The organism is Bacillus sp. TL12 (assembly GCF_022625245.1).
Classification (GTDB): Bacteria; Bacillota; Bacilli; order Bacillales; family Bacillaceae_G; genus Bacillus_A.
This window is the reverse complement of sequence record NZ_JAJJBY010000013.1, coordinates 1-18,123: the sequence shown is the minus strand read 5'-3', so window position 1 is coordinate 18,123 and position 18,123 is coordinate 1. Positions and strand designations below refer to the sequence as shown.

Sequence of the window (18,123 nt, the reverse complement as noted above, 5' to 3'; positions counted from 1 at the left end):
CCTTTTACTAAGAAGGAGTCGTTTAAACATGAAAGTGATGGAATACTATATTCAGCTGCGATTGCATGATCCAGAAAAACAGCACATGCAAAATAGCTTGCAAGAATTAGCCGATATTTTATATTGCAGTACAAAAAACGTGAAAATTTTACTTAGAAAAATGACTGAAGAAAAATTAATTGCGTGGACACCAGGGCGAGGACGAGGAAATAAAAGTGAACTTCTCTTTCTCCATACCATTTCCGAAGTGGTTATGCCCTATGCTGAGTCTCTTTTACAACAAGATAAATTAAAGGAAGTATTTCTTCTTTTAAAACAACCATTTCCTGCTGCTCTTCGAAAAAACCTAGAAGACAAACTACAACAACATTTTGGATACCAACCTTTAAACGATATGTATGACGTGCTAAAGATACCTTGTTCACGAAAAATATTACCGCTTGATCCAGCATTTGCAGCTGTCACAACAGAGAGTCATCTCATTCGCCAAATTTTCGATACATTAGTTCATTATAACTACGTCACAGAAGAAATTGAGCCGCACCTCGCTCATACATGGGAGGTGAGTAAGGATCAACTTACATGGACTTTTTATTTACGAAAAGGAATCCAGTTTCATCATGGAACAACTTTATCTTCCAAAGATGTGCAATTTTCATTTGAAAGATTACAACGTGTACAATCTCCTTATGCCTGGCTAACTAAAGAGATTGTGCAGATTGAAACACCATCACCGTTACAAATCAGCTTTCACTTACGAAAGCCAAATTTGTTTTTCCTGCGTTATGTAGGTTCGATGCAATTAGCCATTCTACCTCATGATGTAGAAGTACAAAATCACCACTATATCGGAACGGGAGCTTTTACATTACATTGTTATGATGAAGATCAAGTTATATTAGAAGCATTTACGGATTATTTTAAAGAACGTGCGTTACTTGATCGAATTGAATTTTGGCGTATTCCAGAACATGCGCAAATACATACACATTATGAACTACCAAATACTGAACATACAAAAGAACGCGAAGTACAAATAGAAGAAACCGGGTGTATATATGCTGCATTCAACTTTACAAAGCCTGGTCCACATCATGACATTTATTTTCGAAAAGCATGGAGAGAACTATATGATGTTGAATCTATCATTCGTGATTTAAAAGGTACGCGTACTATTTCCGCATCAAGCTTCTTTCCAGAGAGAAGTCGGATAGCGGAAAAACAATCCTACTCCTTACAGAAGGCAAAAAATTACTTACAGAAGAGTACCTATCAAGGTGAAACGATACACATTTATTTTTTCTCTTTTAAAGATAGTGCTCATGATGCTATTTGGCTAGAAGAACGTTGCCAGGACTTAGGCATACAAGTGGAACTACACCCTTTTCCAGTCTCAAGTTACTCGGATCGTTCTATTGATCAAAACGCCGATATTATTTTAATGGGAGAAGTTTTTGATTCTGATTTAGAAATCGCCTTTTTAAATGTATTCAAAAATAAAAGCTGTTTTATCAATCGTTTCATGCACTCTCACTATCAAAAACAGATTGATTGTTTACTAGATACATTCTTAGCAGAAGAAAATAAAGAAAATCGTTATAAACTTATATACGAAATTGAAAAATTTCTTCAATCGGAATATATTATCCTATTTAACTATCATGTTTTGAAAAAGAAAACATATCCATCTTCTTTAAAGAACGTAACCATTGATTCTTTTGGTTGGACAGACTTTTCGAAGTTATGGATTCACCCGGTAGAGTCAGCCAACGAACTATGAAAAAACAAAGGAGATTACAGCCTATTAGGCGGTCAATCTCCTTTGTTTTTATCGCAGTATAATAAAGTGAAACTTTAATCAGTGAGTTTTTTTCTTCATCCTCATTAACTTCTTTGCTTACACTGAATTTCAGGTTGGATCTTACTTCCTATTCATATAAGACATAGTAACTGACTTTCATTCATTTTCAAAAAAAAACGAACCCATCTCTTTACTATAAATGGATTCACCTAACTATTTATTCACGAATGTCCAATGCATGCGTTAAAAAGTCTAGTACTTCAGCTTTCTGAAGATCGACCTGATCATCCTGTTTATGATCATATAAATAAACTTGCTCTGCCGCAGATTCAACAAGAGCGATACATAACTTTGCCGTTCTTTCAACGTGAATGGAATTACGAATTGCTCCTAAATCTTTTGCTTCACTTAAGAATTGACTTAACCACATATAAAGAGGCTCATATACAGCTTCCCACTCTTTTATATGCTCAGTAGATGCAAGACCTGCATACATTAATGCTTGTATTTCACGATTTTCCTCTATAAAGTCAAAAACAGCATCTATCACTTGCATAACTTTCTTTGAAAAAGGTTCATTATTTTGTACCTTCTCTTTTACTGCTTGTATCATTTTTGCAACCATCACTTCTGCTATTGCAGGCATAACAGATAATTTAGAAGGAAAATACAAATAGAAAGTCCCTTGGGCAATACCAGCCAATTTTACAATGTCAGAGATCTTTGTTTTTTCAACTCCTTTTTCCTGAAACACTTCAATAGCTGCATAAACAATTTTCTCTTTTTTATTCATTATCTGAGTCCTTTCACACATGTATAGAATGACTGTCATTCATTCTATATGAAGTTTTATTGTACTGTCAACAATAGGGTGAAAGTTAAAAAAATTTTCTAATATATTTTTCGAGTAACTGAATCAAAATTTCAAAATTGGTTTTAAAAGTAAAAAAGAGATGTAATCTAGACTATCCCATCTTTATTTTCTCCATAGAAAAATCCCCCAATAGAACATAGAAGAATATTCATTCTTTTCTATTAGAAGATTTAATCATAATATATATATATATATATATATATATTATTCATTCCGTTATATACCTGTATAAATAAGAACTAAACGAATTAACTCCAATACAACTCCTCCTGTACTATGGTGTATACTTTTTAATAAATCTTTCTCCTTTTAAGAAAGAGCCTTTAAACCTGTCACTCCGCATACAATAAGAGCCACACTAATGATACGTGCCTTACTTTTTGATTCTCCAAATAGGAACATATTTAATAGAACGGCACCCGCTGTCCCTATACCAATCCAAACTGCATAAGCTACACTTACCTGTAAAAATAGGAAAGATGTATATAAGAATGCGAAAGAAATACCAAATCCACCTAGATAAATAGCACCATTTGTTACTGATTTATCCTTACTATACATTTTAAGACCGATTACACCAACAATTTCACTTATTGCAGCACACAAGACGAAAATCCATCCCATCCTTAAGCAGCTCCTTTCATAACTTCTTCTTCTTTTTCTTCTTTGTTATCAGCTAACTTCAAACCAATAACTCCAGCTACAACCATAACGATGAAAAATAATTTCCCTAGACTAAAACTTCCACCAAAAAGAAAAACGTCCATTAGGAAAGTTCCCACAGTTCCGGCTCCAGCAAAAACAGCGTATACTGTTCCTGTCGCAAGATGTTCACACGCTTTAGAAAGCAGGTAAAAATCAATACCTATAATGCCTATAATGATTACCCAATGCCACCAAGTGTGAGCGGTGTTAAAACCAAATACCCAAAACACTTCAAAAATACATGTTAATATTACATATAACCAAGCTTTATTTTTCATATATTCCACCTCTTATGACTGACTGTCATTCATTTCTCGACTAAAAATTTATCCATTATGTTATAACTAATGGATATTTACTATCTTATATTCAATGCATGTGTTAAAAAATCCAAAACTTCGGCTTTTTGTAAATTCGCTTCCTCCTCTTTTGTTTGATCATATAAATAAATTTGTTCTGCTGCCGATTCAACTAAAGCAATAAAAAGTTTTGAAGTTCTTTCAACATGAATAGAATTCCGTATAACATTCGCATCCTTCGCTTCTTCTAAAAAGCTTTTTATCCAAATGTAAAGAGGTTGATATACACTCTCCCACTTTTTTATATGTTCGGTTGATGCTAAACCGACATATATTAATGCTTGTATTTCGTGATGTTCCTTTGTAAAATCAAAAATTGCATCTACAATTTTCGAAAATGTATCTAAGAAAGAAGAGCTAGCTTTTGCTTTTTCTTCAACTGCACATATCATCTTCTCAACCATAACTTCTGCTATTGCAGGTACTACGGCCAATTTTGAAGAAAAGTATAAATAGAAGGTTCCTTGAGCAATACCAGCAGATTTCACTATATCTGAAATCTTTGTTTTTTCAATCCCTTTTTCCCGAAAACATTCGATAGCAGCATATACAATTTTTTCTTTTTTAGACATTATCTACACCCTTCCACGAAACAAAATGACTGAATGTCATTCATTTATATTGTACATGGATGATTTATAAAATGTCAATCAACAATTTTTATTTTTTATACTTGATAAAGAATTATATACTCACTAAATTCAAATATGTGTCTGATCATAAAACACACATACTCAATGGTGGTGATACGTTCGCACTGAGTATGTGGCGCATACGCTCTAAGATTCAAATCACATACCGAATCATCGCAACTTCATCGCAACAATCAAATTTCGGACAATGTCTACAATCAATCCATGCCTTTTCAGGCAACAATTCCTTATCCACAAAATCAAAACCACACTTCTGAAAAAATGTAGTTTGGTACGTTAAAGAAATAAGTCTCTTCACATTTAATTTCGATGCTTCATTCATGACATGATTGATTAGCATACGCCCTAATCCTTGACCAGAGTATGTATCTCGTACAACTAATGATCGTACTTCCGCAAGATCTTCCCCTAAAACATGTAGGCCAGCAACTCCTAAAATTTCCTCATCTTCTTTTACAACATACAAACATTGCAAGTGTTGATACAAAGATAACAGAGAACGTGGAAGAACAACCCCCTCTTTCGAATATATTTCTATTAAGTTATATATATCTTTCACATCACTTGTAATCGCGTTAGAAATTTGCATGACTGATCTCCTTATATTAAATATTTATAACTTTAAATGAATATTAATCCATAAATTTATATAATAATACACCCACTCTGCAATCTCGTCAATTATTATTCTGAATTTTTTATATAAAAAACAAGTACCGATTTCACTCAGTACTTGCTTCCAAATCCCGTATCGGTAATACCGTAGAAGATTTAATCTCCCTTAGTGCTAAACTCGTCTGTATTCGTGTAATCCCAAGCTTATTTAACTTTCTAATAAAACGCTCCAACTCTTTACGATCTCTGTTTGCAACTTTTAACAAGTAATCATACTCACCTGTTAAACAATGACACTCCAATACTTCAGGCATAGATTCTAGTTCTCGTTCCAGCACTTCAAGTTTTTCAGATTGATGAATATTTGTACTCATAAAAATAAAGCATAATAAATCAAATCCAAGCTTTTCTTGATTTAAAATCGCGACTTGTTTATCAATGAAACCTTCCCCTTCTAGCCTTTTTATTCGTGCATGCATCGCAGCCGGTGATAAATTAACACGACGTGCAAGTTCAGCATTACTCACTTGTGATTCCTTTTGTAAAATATCTAAAATTTGTACGTCCAAATCATCTAATACTTTAATAACAGACGACTCCATAAAAATCCCCCTTTTTTCTTACCGACGATTCTTCGAAAAAATGTATAACAACACTAGTTAAACCGAATGAATTTTTGTGATTATAACCTAAAACAAAATATTTTATTTAATTTTCATCATTATACAAAAGAATATATTAGATAACAAAGAAAAATGCTAAAATTATTTACAATTCACATAATATAAAGTGAAACTTTAATCAGTGGGGGTTTTCTTCATCCCCCACTGATTATTAGTTGAACCAATCGGGCTTTTACGGGCAGTAAGACTCCCACCTACCTTCCTCGTTTCTCTCTGAATCTTGAGGTGGGAGTCTTACTGCCCGTTAATGCGGGATAAATCCATTTTGGGTTTTCAACACATACATTACTGCTATAAAAACAAAACAGGACCTGCTCTCGTTTTTTCTTTTTGTTTTTACTCGGCATGGGGCCAAAAAGGCTCTGACCGCTTCTATGCATGGCCGGATCCTCTCTTCCACCCCAAAAAGAAAGGGTTTTATCGTTTTTTTATTTACACACTACTTAAAAGGAGTTCCAAACTATGCCTTATTTTTATGTCTTTTTACTACTGCTAACAAGCTTACTATGGGGAGGAAACTTTGTCGTTGGAAAATCACTCGTAGGTCATGCTTCGCCTATGACGCTTACAAGTTTAAGATGGATCATTGCCGTTCTTTGCTTATTCCCAATTGTTTGGTTTAAAGAGAAGAAGCTATTCCCGCCGCGCACCGCAATTCTGCCCTTACTACTGATGGGAATCACCGGCGTTGTTCTCTTTAACATTTTTCAGTTTTTAGCATTAGAACACACATCAGCAACAAACGTTGGACTCATTTCTACACTAAATGCAATTTCAATCGCATTATTTTCATCTTTATTCTTAAAAGAAAAAATAAATGGCCTTCAAATTCTTTCTATGATTCTTTCTTTTTTCGGTGTTCTTCTCGTTCTTTCAAAAGGAAATATCGCGCTTTTATTTTCATTACATTTTAATAGCGGAGATTTATGGATGATTGCGGCGGTTTGCATTTGGGGCATTTATTCTGTTTGTAGTAAATGGGCAACAAAAACGACCTCGCCAATGATGGCCACTTTATATTCTGGAATTTTCGGTGTCATCCTATTACTTCCATTTAACATACCAAGCTTTACTGTTTCCCATATTAATGCTTCATTTATTACTTCACTACTATACACAGGTTTAATTTCAACTGTAGTTTGTATGGTATTTTGGAATATTGGTGTTCAAAAATTAGGGGCAACCACGTCAGGTATCTTCCTAAATTTCAATCCGATTTTCACCGCTATTTTAGCGTTTTTATTCTTAGGCGAAGAGTTAACGTGGGTACAAATTTTAGGGACTGTCATTGTCGTTACTGGTTGTTATTTATTTTCTCATTTTAAAACAGCGACTGTACAACCGAGTACAAATTTAGCACGTAGTCAATAACAAAAAAATCGTCGATATCATATTATCGACGATTTTTTTGTTATTTTTCAGATATAAGTTGAAACTTTTGTCCCGCTCCTACATAAGACAATAATGACAGATCCTCTTTAATCACGCTCCCAATTACGTTCACCTTTTCGTTCTCAGGTAAATCATTCATTGTAATTTGCATCTCTCCGGCATATCGACCATATAACACGTTATCGATTGTAATCGATCCTACTCTTCTTTCTACTGTATTCATAGGCTGTAAAACTAAAGAGGGTTCTTCTCTTGATTCTACAGAACGAATGACATCACGTGCTGGATCGAGCCGGTTCGTGTGTAATCGCTCTATCTTTTCTAACACCTGCTTCTCTTCTACAACTGGCTTATACCGAATCGGAATAATTCCTTCTTTCACGCTAGAAATTTCACTTATACTTTCTACCGCTGCACTTATATCTCCAATCAACACTTTATCAACGAAGCAATCTTGCACAAGTTCCAAATATGCCTCAAGCGGGCGCATATACCGATGCTTTTCTAATGTAGGAAGTCCTTCATATAAAGGTCCTCTTTTGTCACTATCACCTGGAATAAATGCCATTGTCTTTATTCCGCACTCATGCAAAAATTGATTTTGTTTTTGTAAAAATGATTTAGCTAGTCCTGTTTCTGGACGTGGATAAAAGTTATGCCAAGCTTCTACATGTTCTACTTTCACATGTTCCTTAAGAAGCTCATTCCAAAATGATTCAGTAATTGTACTCGCATTTAAAGCAATCTTCATTTTATGTGATACATACGCAATTTGTTTCGGATCTATCCCATAGTCCATACGTAAGCCAGTAATTCCCCACTCTAATAGTCGTTCCACATTTTCATACGCAATTCCTAAATGTTGCAGGGACTTTGGTGAAACATCAACCATGAGTTCCATTTCATGTTTTTTTGCTTGCTTTCCAAGTACTTGTATGAGCTCTTTATAAGTTGTAGGGTCATCTTCCGGAATATGAAGGGAGGTGAAAATAGAAGAAAATCCGTACTTCCTCACCGTCTCTAACCATTTTTCCTGCGCCTTCATTTGATCTTTTGAAAGATATATAGACACTCCGATCATCGTAATCCCTCCTTCTAAAAAAAAGAGAAAGGAATCCCTTTCTCTTCATATATAAATCTAATTTATTTTTCCAACATATCAATTGTGGCTATGAAAATCAAAAAGAGACTTCCACTCATTTTCTCCTTCTGTTTTCACATGGCATGGGGCTAAAAAAGGCACTGACCGCTTCTATCCACCGGCGGATCCTTTCTACCACCTAAAAGAAATGATTTTATGTTGGTTTTTCAATCCATATTTATATATTCTCTGCCATTTCTTCTTTAAATCCGAAGAAATACGTAAAGATAAATCCAAATACATAAGCAATTACAAGCCCAAGAAAATATAGTAAATATTTATTATCAGCAATTAATGGAAGTAATGAAAGTCCCGATACACCAATCCCTAATGAAGCCGTTTTCATAACTGCTTGGAATGCACCGCCAACTGCTGCTCCTAAGCAAGCCGTAATAAACGGTTTACCAAGTGGCAATGTAACCCCGTATAATAACGGTTCTCCAATTCCTAAGAAACCAACTGGTAGTGCTCCTTTAATTACATTGCGAAGACGTTTGTTTTTTGTTTTTACAAAAATCGCAATAGCTGCGCCTACTTGTCCAGCTCCTGCCATTGCTAAAACAGTTAATAATGGAGTTACATGTGTTTGATTAATAAACTCCATATGAATTGGTGTTAAACCATGATGCAGCCCTACCATAACAAGTGGTAAAAATGTTCCTGCAAGCACTGCTCCTGCAAATGCTCCACCAACATTTAAAATAGCGTTAATACCATTTGTAATTCCGTCAGATAATAAACCAGCCACTGGCTGAATTGCTAACATCGTTACCAAACTTACAACTAATACGGTAATAAGCGGAGTCACAATAATATCAACTGCGTTTGGTACTGCTTTTCGCACTTGTCTTTCTACAACAACCATCAGCCATACTGCAAAAATAACGGCAAATAATCCACCGCGCCCCGGCACCATTGCTTCACCAAATATCTTCACGTTTGCCATAGCCGGGTTGAAGATTAAAATACCCGCAATCGCGCCGAGAACTGGGGTCCCATCAAATTCTTTCGCTGTATTCAAGCCCACCAGAATACCGAGGAATGTAAAAATACCACCGCCAATTAAAAGCAACATTTGCAGCCAAGTGGCATTGGGATCTGCCCCTGCATTTTTCGCAAAGTTGGCAACACCATTAATAATTCCTGATGCGACAAGACCTGGAATTAATGGAATGAAAATATTACCGATTTTTCGCAATAGATTTTTAACAGGCGTATTATTTTTCTTCTTAATTGCTGCTTTCATATCTTGACCACACTCTTCAAGAGGTTGTTCAGCAACCTCACCCATTCGTAATCCCGTTAAGACTTCCATTTCCGCAGCTACTTTATTCACAGTTCCTGGCCCAACGACAACTTGCAATGTTTCATCTTCAATTACGCCCATAACACCGTCTACTTTTTTCAAAAGCTCCATATTCACTTTACTTTCATCATGAAGTGTTAGACGTAGACGCGTCATACAATGGGCAATACCACGAATATTTTTTATTCCCCCGAGTTGCTCCGTAATTTCATTGGCCATCCTTTGTTCTTTCTTCATTACAAAATCCCCCTCCCTATATTTTATAGTGCCTTTTTCACAAATCCTTTCGCATCTTTTAATTTTTCAAGTGCTTCCCCATATTCGCACTGCAGTAATATCATAACAATCGCAGCTTTCACATTACGATTTGCTTTCTCGTAATATGCCTCTGCTTCCTTGTAATCTGCCCCTGTCGCTTCCATAATAATTCGCTTAGAGCGTTCGACTAACTTTTCATTTGTTGATTGCACATCAACCATTAAATTTTTATAAACCTTTCCTACGCCAATCATAGAGGCAGTTGAAATCATATTCAGCACTAATTTCTGCGCCGTTCCAGCCTTTAAACGAGTAGAACCTGTTAACACCTCTGCACCTGTTTCTACTTCTACGCTAATTTTGGCAAATTTACTTATCTCAGCACCCTTATTACATGAAATGCTAGCTGTACTTGCTCCCACGGAATTTGCGTATTTCAATCCACCAATTACATAAGGTGTTCTGCCACTTGCAGCAATTCCAATAACAGTATCCTTATCATTCAACCCAATACTCTTTAAATCTTCTACCGCAAGATCCTCTCGATCTTCAGCGCCTTCTACCGCTTTCGTAAACGCTTTCAATCCACCTGCGATAAATCCTTGCACCTGTTGCTCATCTGTTCCAAATGTTGGCGGACACTCAACAGCATCTAAAATTCCTAAACGTCCGCTCGTACCAGCGCCAATATATATTAACCGGTCACCATTTTGAAAGGATGAAACAACGCTTCGAACAATTTTTTCAATTTGTTCTATTTCACTTTCGACCGCTACAGCCACTTTATAATCTTCTCGATTCATCGTTTGTAAAATCTCTTTTATGCTCATCTCATCTAAGTTCATCGTATTTTCATTTCGGTGTTCTGTTGATAAATTTTCTAGCATATTCTCACCCTCTTTGAAATTTTATTTCACACTTTTATTATATCTATATGAAACTAAAAATCAACATTAATATCCTATTTTATGAAATGTAATTTCTTTTTATAACAACTTTGTGTCTATTCATGCAAAAATAAAAAAGAAAATCACAACCTACTATATAGGTAACGACCTTCTTTTCACTTTCTGTATATAAATTTTTTACGGGATTGGGTGCTCAAAATAACTAAGAATCGCAAAGATATATAACCCAATTAACACTAAAGCACAAACGCCAAATAGCATTATCACTGGAGTGCTTTTCTCTTGTCTAAACCCAATAACAGCAAGAGCAATAGAAATCCACATTGAGCCCTTAAACATAGTGAATATATTTGGGCTTGCATATTGACTTAACCAAGTTGCGAAGCTTATGTATCCAAAAAAGGCGAATAAAAGAAACAAAATAGCTAGATAATTCATTTGTTTTCCATATTTCAAATGCATTTTATCCCCTCCTTTTTCTACAAAACAAACTACAATAGGTAAAAAATATTATTTTGATTTCACTCTAATCAATTACTAAAATCTACTAAAAAAGACACATAAAATGTGCCTTCTTTCTACTTATTTTAATTTCCGCAACCGCATTGCTTCTTCTCTCGTCGTTGTAAATTTATCCAATACTTGATTCCCTATTCTGTTAAAGGTAATGACATACAAAGCATCGATGATATTCAGCTGCGTCATTCTTGAAGCAATACTCGCAATACGATGGTCTTGTTCTACATCTGGCATACAAAGACGGATGTGTGATTCTTTATATAATGGAGATGATTGATCGAGCGTTGTAATCGCAATAACAGTTGCCCCTTGTTTATTCGCATACTGCGCCATCTCTAGCACATCTTTCGTCCGGCCAGAAGTTGAAATGGCGACAAAAATATCCCCTTCTTCTAGATTGGTTACAAGAGGCAACATCATGTGGAAATCAGATAGCATCATCGCCGTCAAGCCTAAACGAGTAAACTTATACGCTCCGTCCATCGCTGGCGCTGCTGATCCACCCACTCCATAAAATAATAGTTTTTTTGCCCCTAAAATGGCATCTGCTGCTTTTTCTAACTCTTTTTTATCAATCGCAGTAATACTCGCTTCAATCGCAGCCTTATTTACATATGTAACTTTATTAAATAAATCAAACGGTCCATCCTCTGTATTCATCACCGAAAAATCGTTAATATTATAGTCGGCAATTGTTAATTCTCTAACGAGTGCCAACTTAAACGCTTTAAAACTTCCAATTCCAATCGTTTTACAAAAACGAACGACACTCGCTTCACTTGAGCCTGCATGATGAGAAACTTCTTTTGTCGTTAAATTAGGAACGATCTCTGCATGATTCATGATATACTCGGCAACCTTTTTTTCAGCTGGTGAAAATTGATTCATATGATTTTCTATTTTAGATAGTAGCGTTGATGCTTTCATATTTCACCCTCCATTCCTTACGGTTGCTTTTATTTTAGCGTAATAATCCGCTTTATTCCAAATGGTTTAGGTAAATACAATCAAACTGAAAAGGAATTGCATATCTAATTTGGTTCTTTTTAGGTGGGTTCGGTGGTCATCGCTACTATGCTCGTGATTTTGGTATGGCAATCGCAATGACCCTTACTCTAGGCGGATTAGGGATTTGGGCATGAATCAATGTCTTTTTTATTGGACGTCGTATTGGAAAGAAAAATGAAGAGTTAGAGCGAAATATTATTATGAATGTAAAAGCAATGTCTTCTAATACACATTTGTCTTCATAAGAAAAGAGGGACTTTTCAAGAAAGTCCCTCTTTTCTATATATCATAGATCCGCTTTTCACCTTTACACAAAATACTTCTTCAACAATGGCGGCGTAATAATCGTCGTAAGGATAACAACAATCACAATCGCAGTGAAATTTTCTTTCGCCAATAAATTCGCTGTTAATCCATTCGCCGCAATAATGAGCGCTACCTCTCCACGCGATACCATCCCAGCCCCAATACTAATCGAGGATTTCAAATTAACCCCTGTTAACCTTGCACCTAATCCAGATCCCACTAATTTCGTAAGGATCGCGATAATTGTCAGGATAACGATAAACCAAATTTGGTTCCCAATCCCTTGAAACGTAATCTCCATCCCAATACTTACAAAAAAGACCGGCACAAAAATCGCATACGCAATCGGCTCTATTTTATGTTCTACCTCATGTTTATATGTTGTTTGTGAAATGGCAATCCCCGCAGCAAATGCACCGATGATACCAGCAATCCCCATTTGTTCACTATAGTACGCAAATGAAAAACAAATAATAAGTGCTGCACTAATTAACGCCTCTGACACACGGAGTGGCACTAGCATCTTCATAATCCACGGTACAACTTTCCAGCCAATGAAAACGATACTTACAAAAAAGATAATTTTCTTCGCGATGACAAGTGTAATGCTCACATCTTGTGTACCTAAAAAGCTCATTACAAATGCTAACAAAATGACTACAATAACGTCATCGAACACAGCAGCCCCTAAGATTGTTGTGCTTTCTCTTGTATTCATTTTCCCTAAGTCCCGCAATGTTTGAACAGAAATACTCACCGATGTTGCACAGAGTAACAATCCTAGGAAAATGGCATGCGATTGTAACATTCCAAATACAAGTCCCGCCAAATATCCACCAAGAAAAGGAAAAATGATACCTCCCATTGCTACTGCGAATGAAGATTTTAAATTACGATTTAACTCTTCTAAATCCGTTTCTAACCCTGCCATAAACATAAGTAATAAAACACCGATCTCACTAAGTTCATCAATCAGTTCAGAGCTATTAATGATTCCAAAAACAGCTGGTCCAATAATAATCCCAACAATTAATTTACCTAATACCGATGGCTGGCCAAGCCGAACACTAATATCACCGGCCAACTTCGTACAAAGTAAAATCACAACAAGTTCAAAATAAAACAGCATAATATCTTCTCCTACTTTATAAAGTGCATCTATTTTTGATGGTAGTTTTTCCTTACACCTACGATTTTATTTGTCATATTTTTATTTGACAAAATATTCTGAATTATAATAAAATGACTACAGCAATTCTATATTTTTTATACTCTCACAACTGTGCCTCTATTTACTTACCTACTCTTTTACAATGGGCTCATACTATTTTTGCAGTTGTGAAAATTGAAGAATGAGAGGAGAGTCCAAGTGAAGTCTTTATTACGAAAGAAACCGCTTACGACTGAATCACCACGGCAATTACAAAGAACATTAACCGCATTAGATTTAACCTTTTTAGGCATCGGGGCTGTAATTGGGACAGGCATTTTCGTCTTAACAGGTATTGTTGCGGCCAAACATTCTGGTCCTGGTATTATGTTATCTTTTCTTATTGCCGCATTTACTTGTGCATGTGTTGCCTTCTGCTATGCAGAATTTGCTTCTTCAATCCCTATGTCAGGAAGTGTTTATACGTATGCCTATATGACAGTTGGAGAAGTCGTTGCCTTTATCGTTGGTTGGTGTTTAATGCTAGAGTACTTGTTAGCCGTTGCAGCAGTAGCTGTTGGATGGTCCGGATATTTACAATCCTTACTTTCGGGATTTAATATTCACCTGCCCGCCATCATCGCCTCAGCCCCTGGGATGGGAAAGGGCGGAATCATTGACTTACCAGCTGTATGTATTTTACTTTTAATTACAGCGCTTCTTAGCTTTGGTGTACGAGAAAGTGCTCGTATTAATAACGTTATGGTATTAATTAAATTAGCGGTTATTATCGCTTTTATCGTAGCAGGTGCAAAGTACGTTAAACCGGAAAACTGGACACCGTTTTTACCATTTGGATATGATGGGATTATTACAGGTGCAGCAACTGTATTCTTTGCTTTCTTAGGATTTGATGCGATCGCAACAGCCGCGGAGGAAACGAAGAAACCGCAGCGCGATTTACCAATTGGTATCATCGGCTCCCTTCTCATTTGTACGGCACTTTATATGATTGTATCCTTTGTATTAACAGGAATGGTACCTTATACACAACTAGATGTTTCTGACCCAGTTGCTTTTGCACTTCATTTCGTTGGTGAAGATACAATCGCTGGCTTATTAGCCGTCGGAGCCATGACAGGAATGACGACTGTTCTTTTAGTTGTTATGTACGGACAAGTTCGCGTTTCTTATGCGATGAGCCGTGACGGTCTACTTCCAAAAGCATTATCTCGCGTCAATCAAAGAGTTAAAATTCCATTATTGAATACATGGATTACAGGAATTGCAGCAGCTTTATTAGCAGGCCTACTCGATTTACACTTACTTGCAAACTTAGTGAACATCGGTACATTAACAGCCTTTGTATTTGTTTGCTGCGCTGTACTTATCTTACGCAAAACACATCCAAATTTACAAAGAGGCTTCCGTGCACCGTTCGTCCCTATATTACCAATCGTTGCAATTTGTTGTTGTCTCTATTTAATGATTAACCTTTCTGCAACAACGTGGAAAAGTTTTGCTGTTTGGCTAATCATTGGACTATGTGTATATTTCTTCTACTCTAGACGTAATAGCCACTTACTGAATGAAAAAAATAATGATGAACAAAAAGAAGCATAAAGAAAACAGCTCGCCATATTTGCGAGCTGTTTTACGTTCCAGTTCGTTTCTCCGTTAACATTTGTATATACCAAGGCAAGGTGGACTAGGTCCAGCCAACTTTATTATTTTGTTTCCTTCTTCTTCTTTTTCCATACAGCTAGACTATCAAAGAAAAAGTTAATAAATAGCGTGCCAAGTCCCGCTAATAAAAAAGTCATTAAAAATAGAATCCAGATACTTTTGTCTTCCAAAAAATAATATCCAACAAGGAGCACAACTGCAATCCATACGTATTCAAGAATTCTTTTTAGCTTTTTCTCTTCCAAATTATTCGCTCCCTTATCCTGTCTTTCTACTTTTAGTATAACAAAAAAGAAGCTTGCCATGACAAGCTTCTTTTTTGTTTTATTGATTTACACTCTTTTCTACAAGCTGAATCGCATATTCTAATGTACGATTCATTGTTTCTACGTACTGATCTTTTACCTTTGCGTCTTTTACTACAGATTCTGCTACTTTAATTTTTCCTTCTAGTGCTTTAACTGGCCCCTCTTTATATTGCCCTAGTTCTTGTCCTACTTGAACTTTCGCTAACAAAGCTTTTGCTACATCAATTGTTTTTTGTAATTTTTCTTTCGGTGTTTCTGGTTTTGGATCAACTACTTTTGATTGTAAAAATGCTTGATGCGCTGTTTTTAAATCATGATATGCTCCAATTGCTTGTTCTCCTGTAGTTGCCATATTTTCAAATGCTACTTTTGCTCCGTTATAGCTCTTTTGTAATTCTGTAAACGCCAATTGTGAATATTGACCTGGCTTTTCACCAAATTCATATGAAACCGCTAATGTTTCTTTCGCTTTACCAATTTCTTCATATAAAGCGTTTAGCTCTTCTAATTTTGTACGATTTGAAAATTCGTTATATGCCGCTAATACTTCAGATGAAGTAAGTGCTTTACTATATAATTTCGCAAGTGCGACTTGTCCATTCAGTGGAACTCCACCGTTACCGTTACTTGTTGGATCTGCCCCAATCGCAAATGGTACATTCGGATAATACACTTTACCTGTCACTGGCTGACTATTTACTTTTTTTCCATCTACATAAATCGCTAATTCATTCCCGTTATATGTTCCTGTTAGGTGATATGTTTTATTGGCTTCTAATTGTGTACCTATCCGTTTATAGCTACCACCAATGTGAGCCCATAATTCTACATATCCATTTCCTGTAGATTCAAATCCAATTCCGCCGCTCTCTGTATTTTCCATAATAGCTTGACCGCGAATTTCATTCATAGAAAATGCTGCTTCTAATGTAACTGTATCCACTACTTTTGCTTTTTGTGCTGCAGAGAATGGGATATAACCAAATGTATTTGCCCCGCCATTTAATTTCATTACATGTTTTTTCAATGCTTTATCATATTCAATTGATACATTCCCTTTTACATCACCTTTACTTCCAAATGGTGAGTTATCTTTAAATGTACCATCTAAGAAATTCACATCAAATACGTCCGCTTGTGGTACTTTCGCATTTGGATCAATGATTTCTTTTTTTGTTGTTACTTCCGCTTGTAATGGCTGCTCGCTTTCGTTTTCAAATGAGTCGATAGCGACTGCTTCTAGCGTATATGTTTTTCCACTATCTAGCCCAGCTAATGTAAACGTAAGTTCTTTCGGCACTGGATCACGATAAAATTCTGAGAATGCTAATAACTTATTTTTGATTTCTCCTGTTTCTTTATCTCGTGCTTGCAGGCGATAAGAATGAACAAGTAGGTTATCCACTGCTTGCGGGAAAGTCGCAGTTACTGAACTTTCAGTTACATTTGAAGCTTTTAACTTTACATGTTCCTCAAAAGATGGTTTTTCTTTATCCCGGTTTTCCACATGTTTAAACGATTCTTTTTTTGCTGGTAATTGAATCTTCCACGGTTCACCTGTCCAAGAGTTTGTATGGAAATCACGACGGTTAATTGTTACTTCTTTATCATCGACTTCTACTAATAAACCTTGGCTTAATTCGCTTGCACCTGGCGGAATATTTCCTTGCACTTTCCCGCCCTCTACTTCCATGTAACTTACTGAAGATGTTCCAACAGATGTAAAGTCTTTTTGATGAATTGACCTTGGATCATCTAATGGATAATGCGAATGACCAGAGAATGTAATTGCTTGCGGGTAATCTTTTAATACTTCATTAATTTTAGCACTGTCCTTCGTTCCCCACTCATGACTACCATACACAGTTTCTTTAATGTGCTGGTGTAAGAACACGAAAATTGGCTTTTCTGGATCATCAGCTTTTGCCTTTGCAATTTCTTCCTTCAACCAATTAATTTGTTTATCAGAATAATACCCATGTGTCGTCCCATCCTCTGGTGACATAACAAGGAAATGGTATCCCTTCACTACCTTATGATAATAAATAGATTCCATTCCTGTCTTTTCTAAAAAGCGTTTTTGCGCCCCCTCTACCGATAAACCATTCCAGTAATCATGGTTTCCAAGTGAATTCATTCTTACTGCATCTTTATTGGCATATTGATTATACACTTGCATAAAACGATCATATTGCTGATTCGAACCTGAATCGGTAAAATCACCAACGATAACAAATGCATCTTGCTTTGGCGCAAGTGTATTCAACTGTTCAATCGCTCTTTGCCAACGAAACGTATCATCTGTTCCGCTATTTTTAATATGTACGTCACTTACAACCGGAAAGACAAGTTTTTTCTCCTCCGGCTTTTTCTCTTGTGGCTTCTCTTCTGCTTGTACAGAAGTATTTCAAGGAAATGATACAAATGCTAAAATAAAAACTGCTAATAAAC

At 36.0% G+C, this 18,123-nt stretch carries 16 protein-coding genes and 2 pseudogenes; 4 read left to right on the top strand and 14 right to left on the bottom strand.

Annotated features, from left to right (window positions below; translation table 11 throughout):
• Positions 1 to 28: 28 nt before the first annotated feature.
• A complete protein-coding gene (locus LOK41_RS14205) occupies positions 29 to 1,780 on the top strand; it encodes an SgrR family transcriptional regulator (RefSeq protein WP_241817108.1) in 1,752 nt (583 codons plus the stop codon).
• A gap of 238 nt (positions 1,781 to 2,018) precedes the next feature.
• Here the strand turns inward: LOK41_RS14205 and LOK41_RS14200 are convergent, their stop codons facing one another.
• The 6 genes from LOK41_RS14200 to LOK41_RS14175 all read right to left on the bottom strand — a co-directional run bounded on the left by LOK41_RS14200 (position 2,019) and on the right by LOK41_RS14175 (position 5,609).
• Positions 2,019 to 2,597 carry a TetR/AcrR family transcriptional regulator gene (locus tag LOK41_RS14200; RefSeq protein WP_241817194.1) on the bottom strand — a complete coding sequence of 193 codons (579 nt, stop codon included), beginning with the start codon at positions 2,595 to 2,597 and terminating at the stop codon, positions 2,019 to 2,021.
• 387 nt (positions 2,598 to 2,984) lie between these two features.
• The gene (locus LOK41_RS14195) at positions 2,985 to 3,299 is read right to left on the bottom strand and encodes a DMT family transporter (protein WP_241817107.1); all 315 of its coding nucleotides are present in this window, start codon (positions 3,297 to 3,299) and stop codon (positions 2,985 to 2,987) included.
• Positions 3,300 to 3,301: 2 nt separating this feature from the next.
• On the bottom strand, positions 3,302 to 3,658 hold the full coding sequence (locus LOK41_RS14190; RefSeq protein ID WP_241817106.1) for a DMT family transporter: 357 nt from the start codon (positions 3,656 to 3,658) through the stop codon (positions 3,302 to 3,304).
• Between the two features lie 80 nt (positions 3,659 to 3,738).
• Positions 3,739 to 4,314 (bottom strand): TetR/AcrR family transcriptional regulator, encoded by a 576-nt coding sequence (locus tag LOK41_RS14185; RefSeq protein ID WP_347269308.1) that lies wholly within the window; start codon positions 4,312 to 4,314, stop codon positions 3,739 to 3,741.
• 211 nt (positions 4,315 to 4,525) lie between these two features.
• The gene (locus LOK41_RS14180) at positions 4,526 to 4,981 is read right to left on the bottom strand and encodes an N-acetyltransferase (protein WP_241817104.1); all 456 of its coding nucleotides are present in this window, start codon (positions 4,979 to 4,981) and stop codon (positions 4,526 to 4,528) included.
• A 133-nt stretch (positions 4,982 to 5,114) separates the two neighbouring features.
• Positions 5,115 to 5,609, bottom strand: coding sequence for an Lrp/AsnC family transcriptional regulator (locus LOK41_RS14175; protein WP_241817103.1), 495 nt, complete (start codon positions 5,607 to 5,609; stop codon positions 5,115 to 5,117).
• Between the two features lie 543 nt (positions 5,610 to 6,152).
• Between LOK41_RS14175 and LOK41_RS14170 the strand changes: the two genes are divergently transcribed.
• Positions 6,153 to 7,061, top strand: coding sequence for a DMT family transporter (locus tag LOK41_RS14170; protein ID WP_241817102.1), 909 nt, complete (start codon positions 6,153 to 6,155; stop codon positions 7,059 to 7,061).
• A gap of 40 nt (positions 7,062 to 7,101) precedes the next feature.
• Here LOK41_RS14170 and LOK41_RS14165 read toward each other — a convergent pair whose 3' ends face one another.
• The 5 genes from LOK41_RS14165 to LOK41_RS14145 all read right to left on the bottom strand — a co-directional run bounded on the left by LOK41_RS14165 (position 7,102) and on the right by LOK41_RS14145 (position 12,141).
• Positions 7,102 to 8,163: a DUF871 domain-containing protein gene (locus LOK41_RS14165; protein WP_241817101.1), complete on the bottom strand. Its 1,062-nt coding sequence runs from the start codon at positions 8,161 to 8,163 to the stop codon at positions 7,102 to 7,104.
• Between the two features lie 238 nt (positions 8,164 to 8,401).
• Positions 8,402 to 9,766, bottom strand: coding sequence for a PTS transporter subunit EIIC (locus tag LOK41_RS14160; RefSeq protein WP_241817100.1), 1,365 nt, complete (start codon positions 9,764 to 9,766; stop codon positions 8,402 to 8,404).
• A 23-nt stretch (positions 9,767 to 9,789) separates the two neighbouring features.
• A complete protein-coding gene (murQ, locus tag LOK41_RS14155; RefSeq protein ID WP_241817099.1) occupies positions 9,790 to 10,674 on the bottom strand; it encodes an N-acetylmuramic acid 6-phosphate etherase in 885 nt (294 codons plus the stop codon).
• Between the two features lie 198 nt (positions 10,675 to 10,872).
• Positions 10,873 to 11,157 (bottom strand): hypothetical protein, encoded by a 285-nt coding sequence (locus LOK41_RS14150; protein ID WP_241817098.1) that lies wholly within the window; start codon positions 11,155 to 11,157, stop codon positions 10,873 to 10,875.
• A gap of 120 nt (positions 11,158 to 11,277) precedes the next feature.
• Positions 11,278 to 12,141, bottom strand: a complete 864-nt coding sequence (locus tag LOK41_RS14145; protein WP_241817097.1) for a MurR/RpiR family transcriptional regulator — start codon at positions 12,139 to 12,141, stop codon at positions 11,278 to 11,280.
• 89 nt (positions 12,142 to 12,230) lie between these two features.
• Here LOK41_RS14145 and LOK41_RS29295 point away from each other — a divergent pair.
• Positions 12,231 to 12,467, top strand: a pseudogene (locus tag LOK41_RS29295) (TM2 domain-containing protein); the annotation flags it as partial.
• 62 nt (positions 12,468 to 12,529) lie between these two features.
• Here the strand turns inward: LOK41_RS29295 and LOK41_RS14135 are convergent.
• Entirely contained in the window at positions 12,530 to 13,657 is a 1,128-nt protein-coding gene (locus LOK41_RS14135; RefSeq protein ID WP_241817096.1) for a cation:proton antiporter, read from the bottom strand.
• Between the two features lie 240 nt (positions 13,658 to 13,897).
• On the opposite strand from LOK41_RS14135, the gene bcaP reads away from it, so the two are divergent.
• Positions 13,898 to 15,301: a branched-chain amino acid transporter BcaP gene (gene bcaP, locus LOK41_RS14130; protein WP_241817095.1), complete on the top strand. Its 1,404-nt coding sequence runs from the start codon at positions 13,898 to 13,900 to the stop codon at positions 15,299 to 15,301.
• A 104-nt stretch (positions 15,302 to 15,405) separates the two neighbouring features.
• Here bcaP and LOK41_RS14125 read toward each other — a convergent pair whose 3' ends face one another.
• Entirely contained in the window at positions 15,406 to 15,609 is a 204-nt protein-coding gene (locus LOK41_RS14125) for a hypothetical protein (RefSeq protein ID WP_241817192.1), read from the bottom strand.
• A 79-nt stretch (positions 15,610 to 15,688) separates the two neighbouring features.
• Positions 15,689 to 18,123 (bottom strand): annotated as a pseudogene (locus tag LOK41_RS14120) (LamG-like jellyroll fold domain-containing protein); the annotation flags it as partial.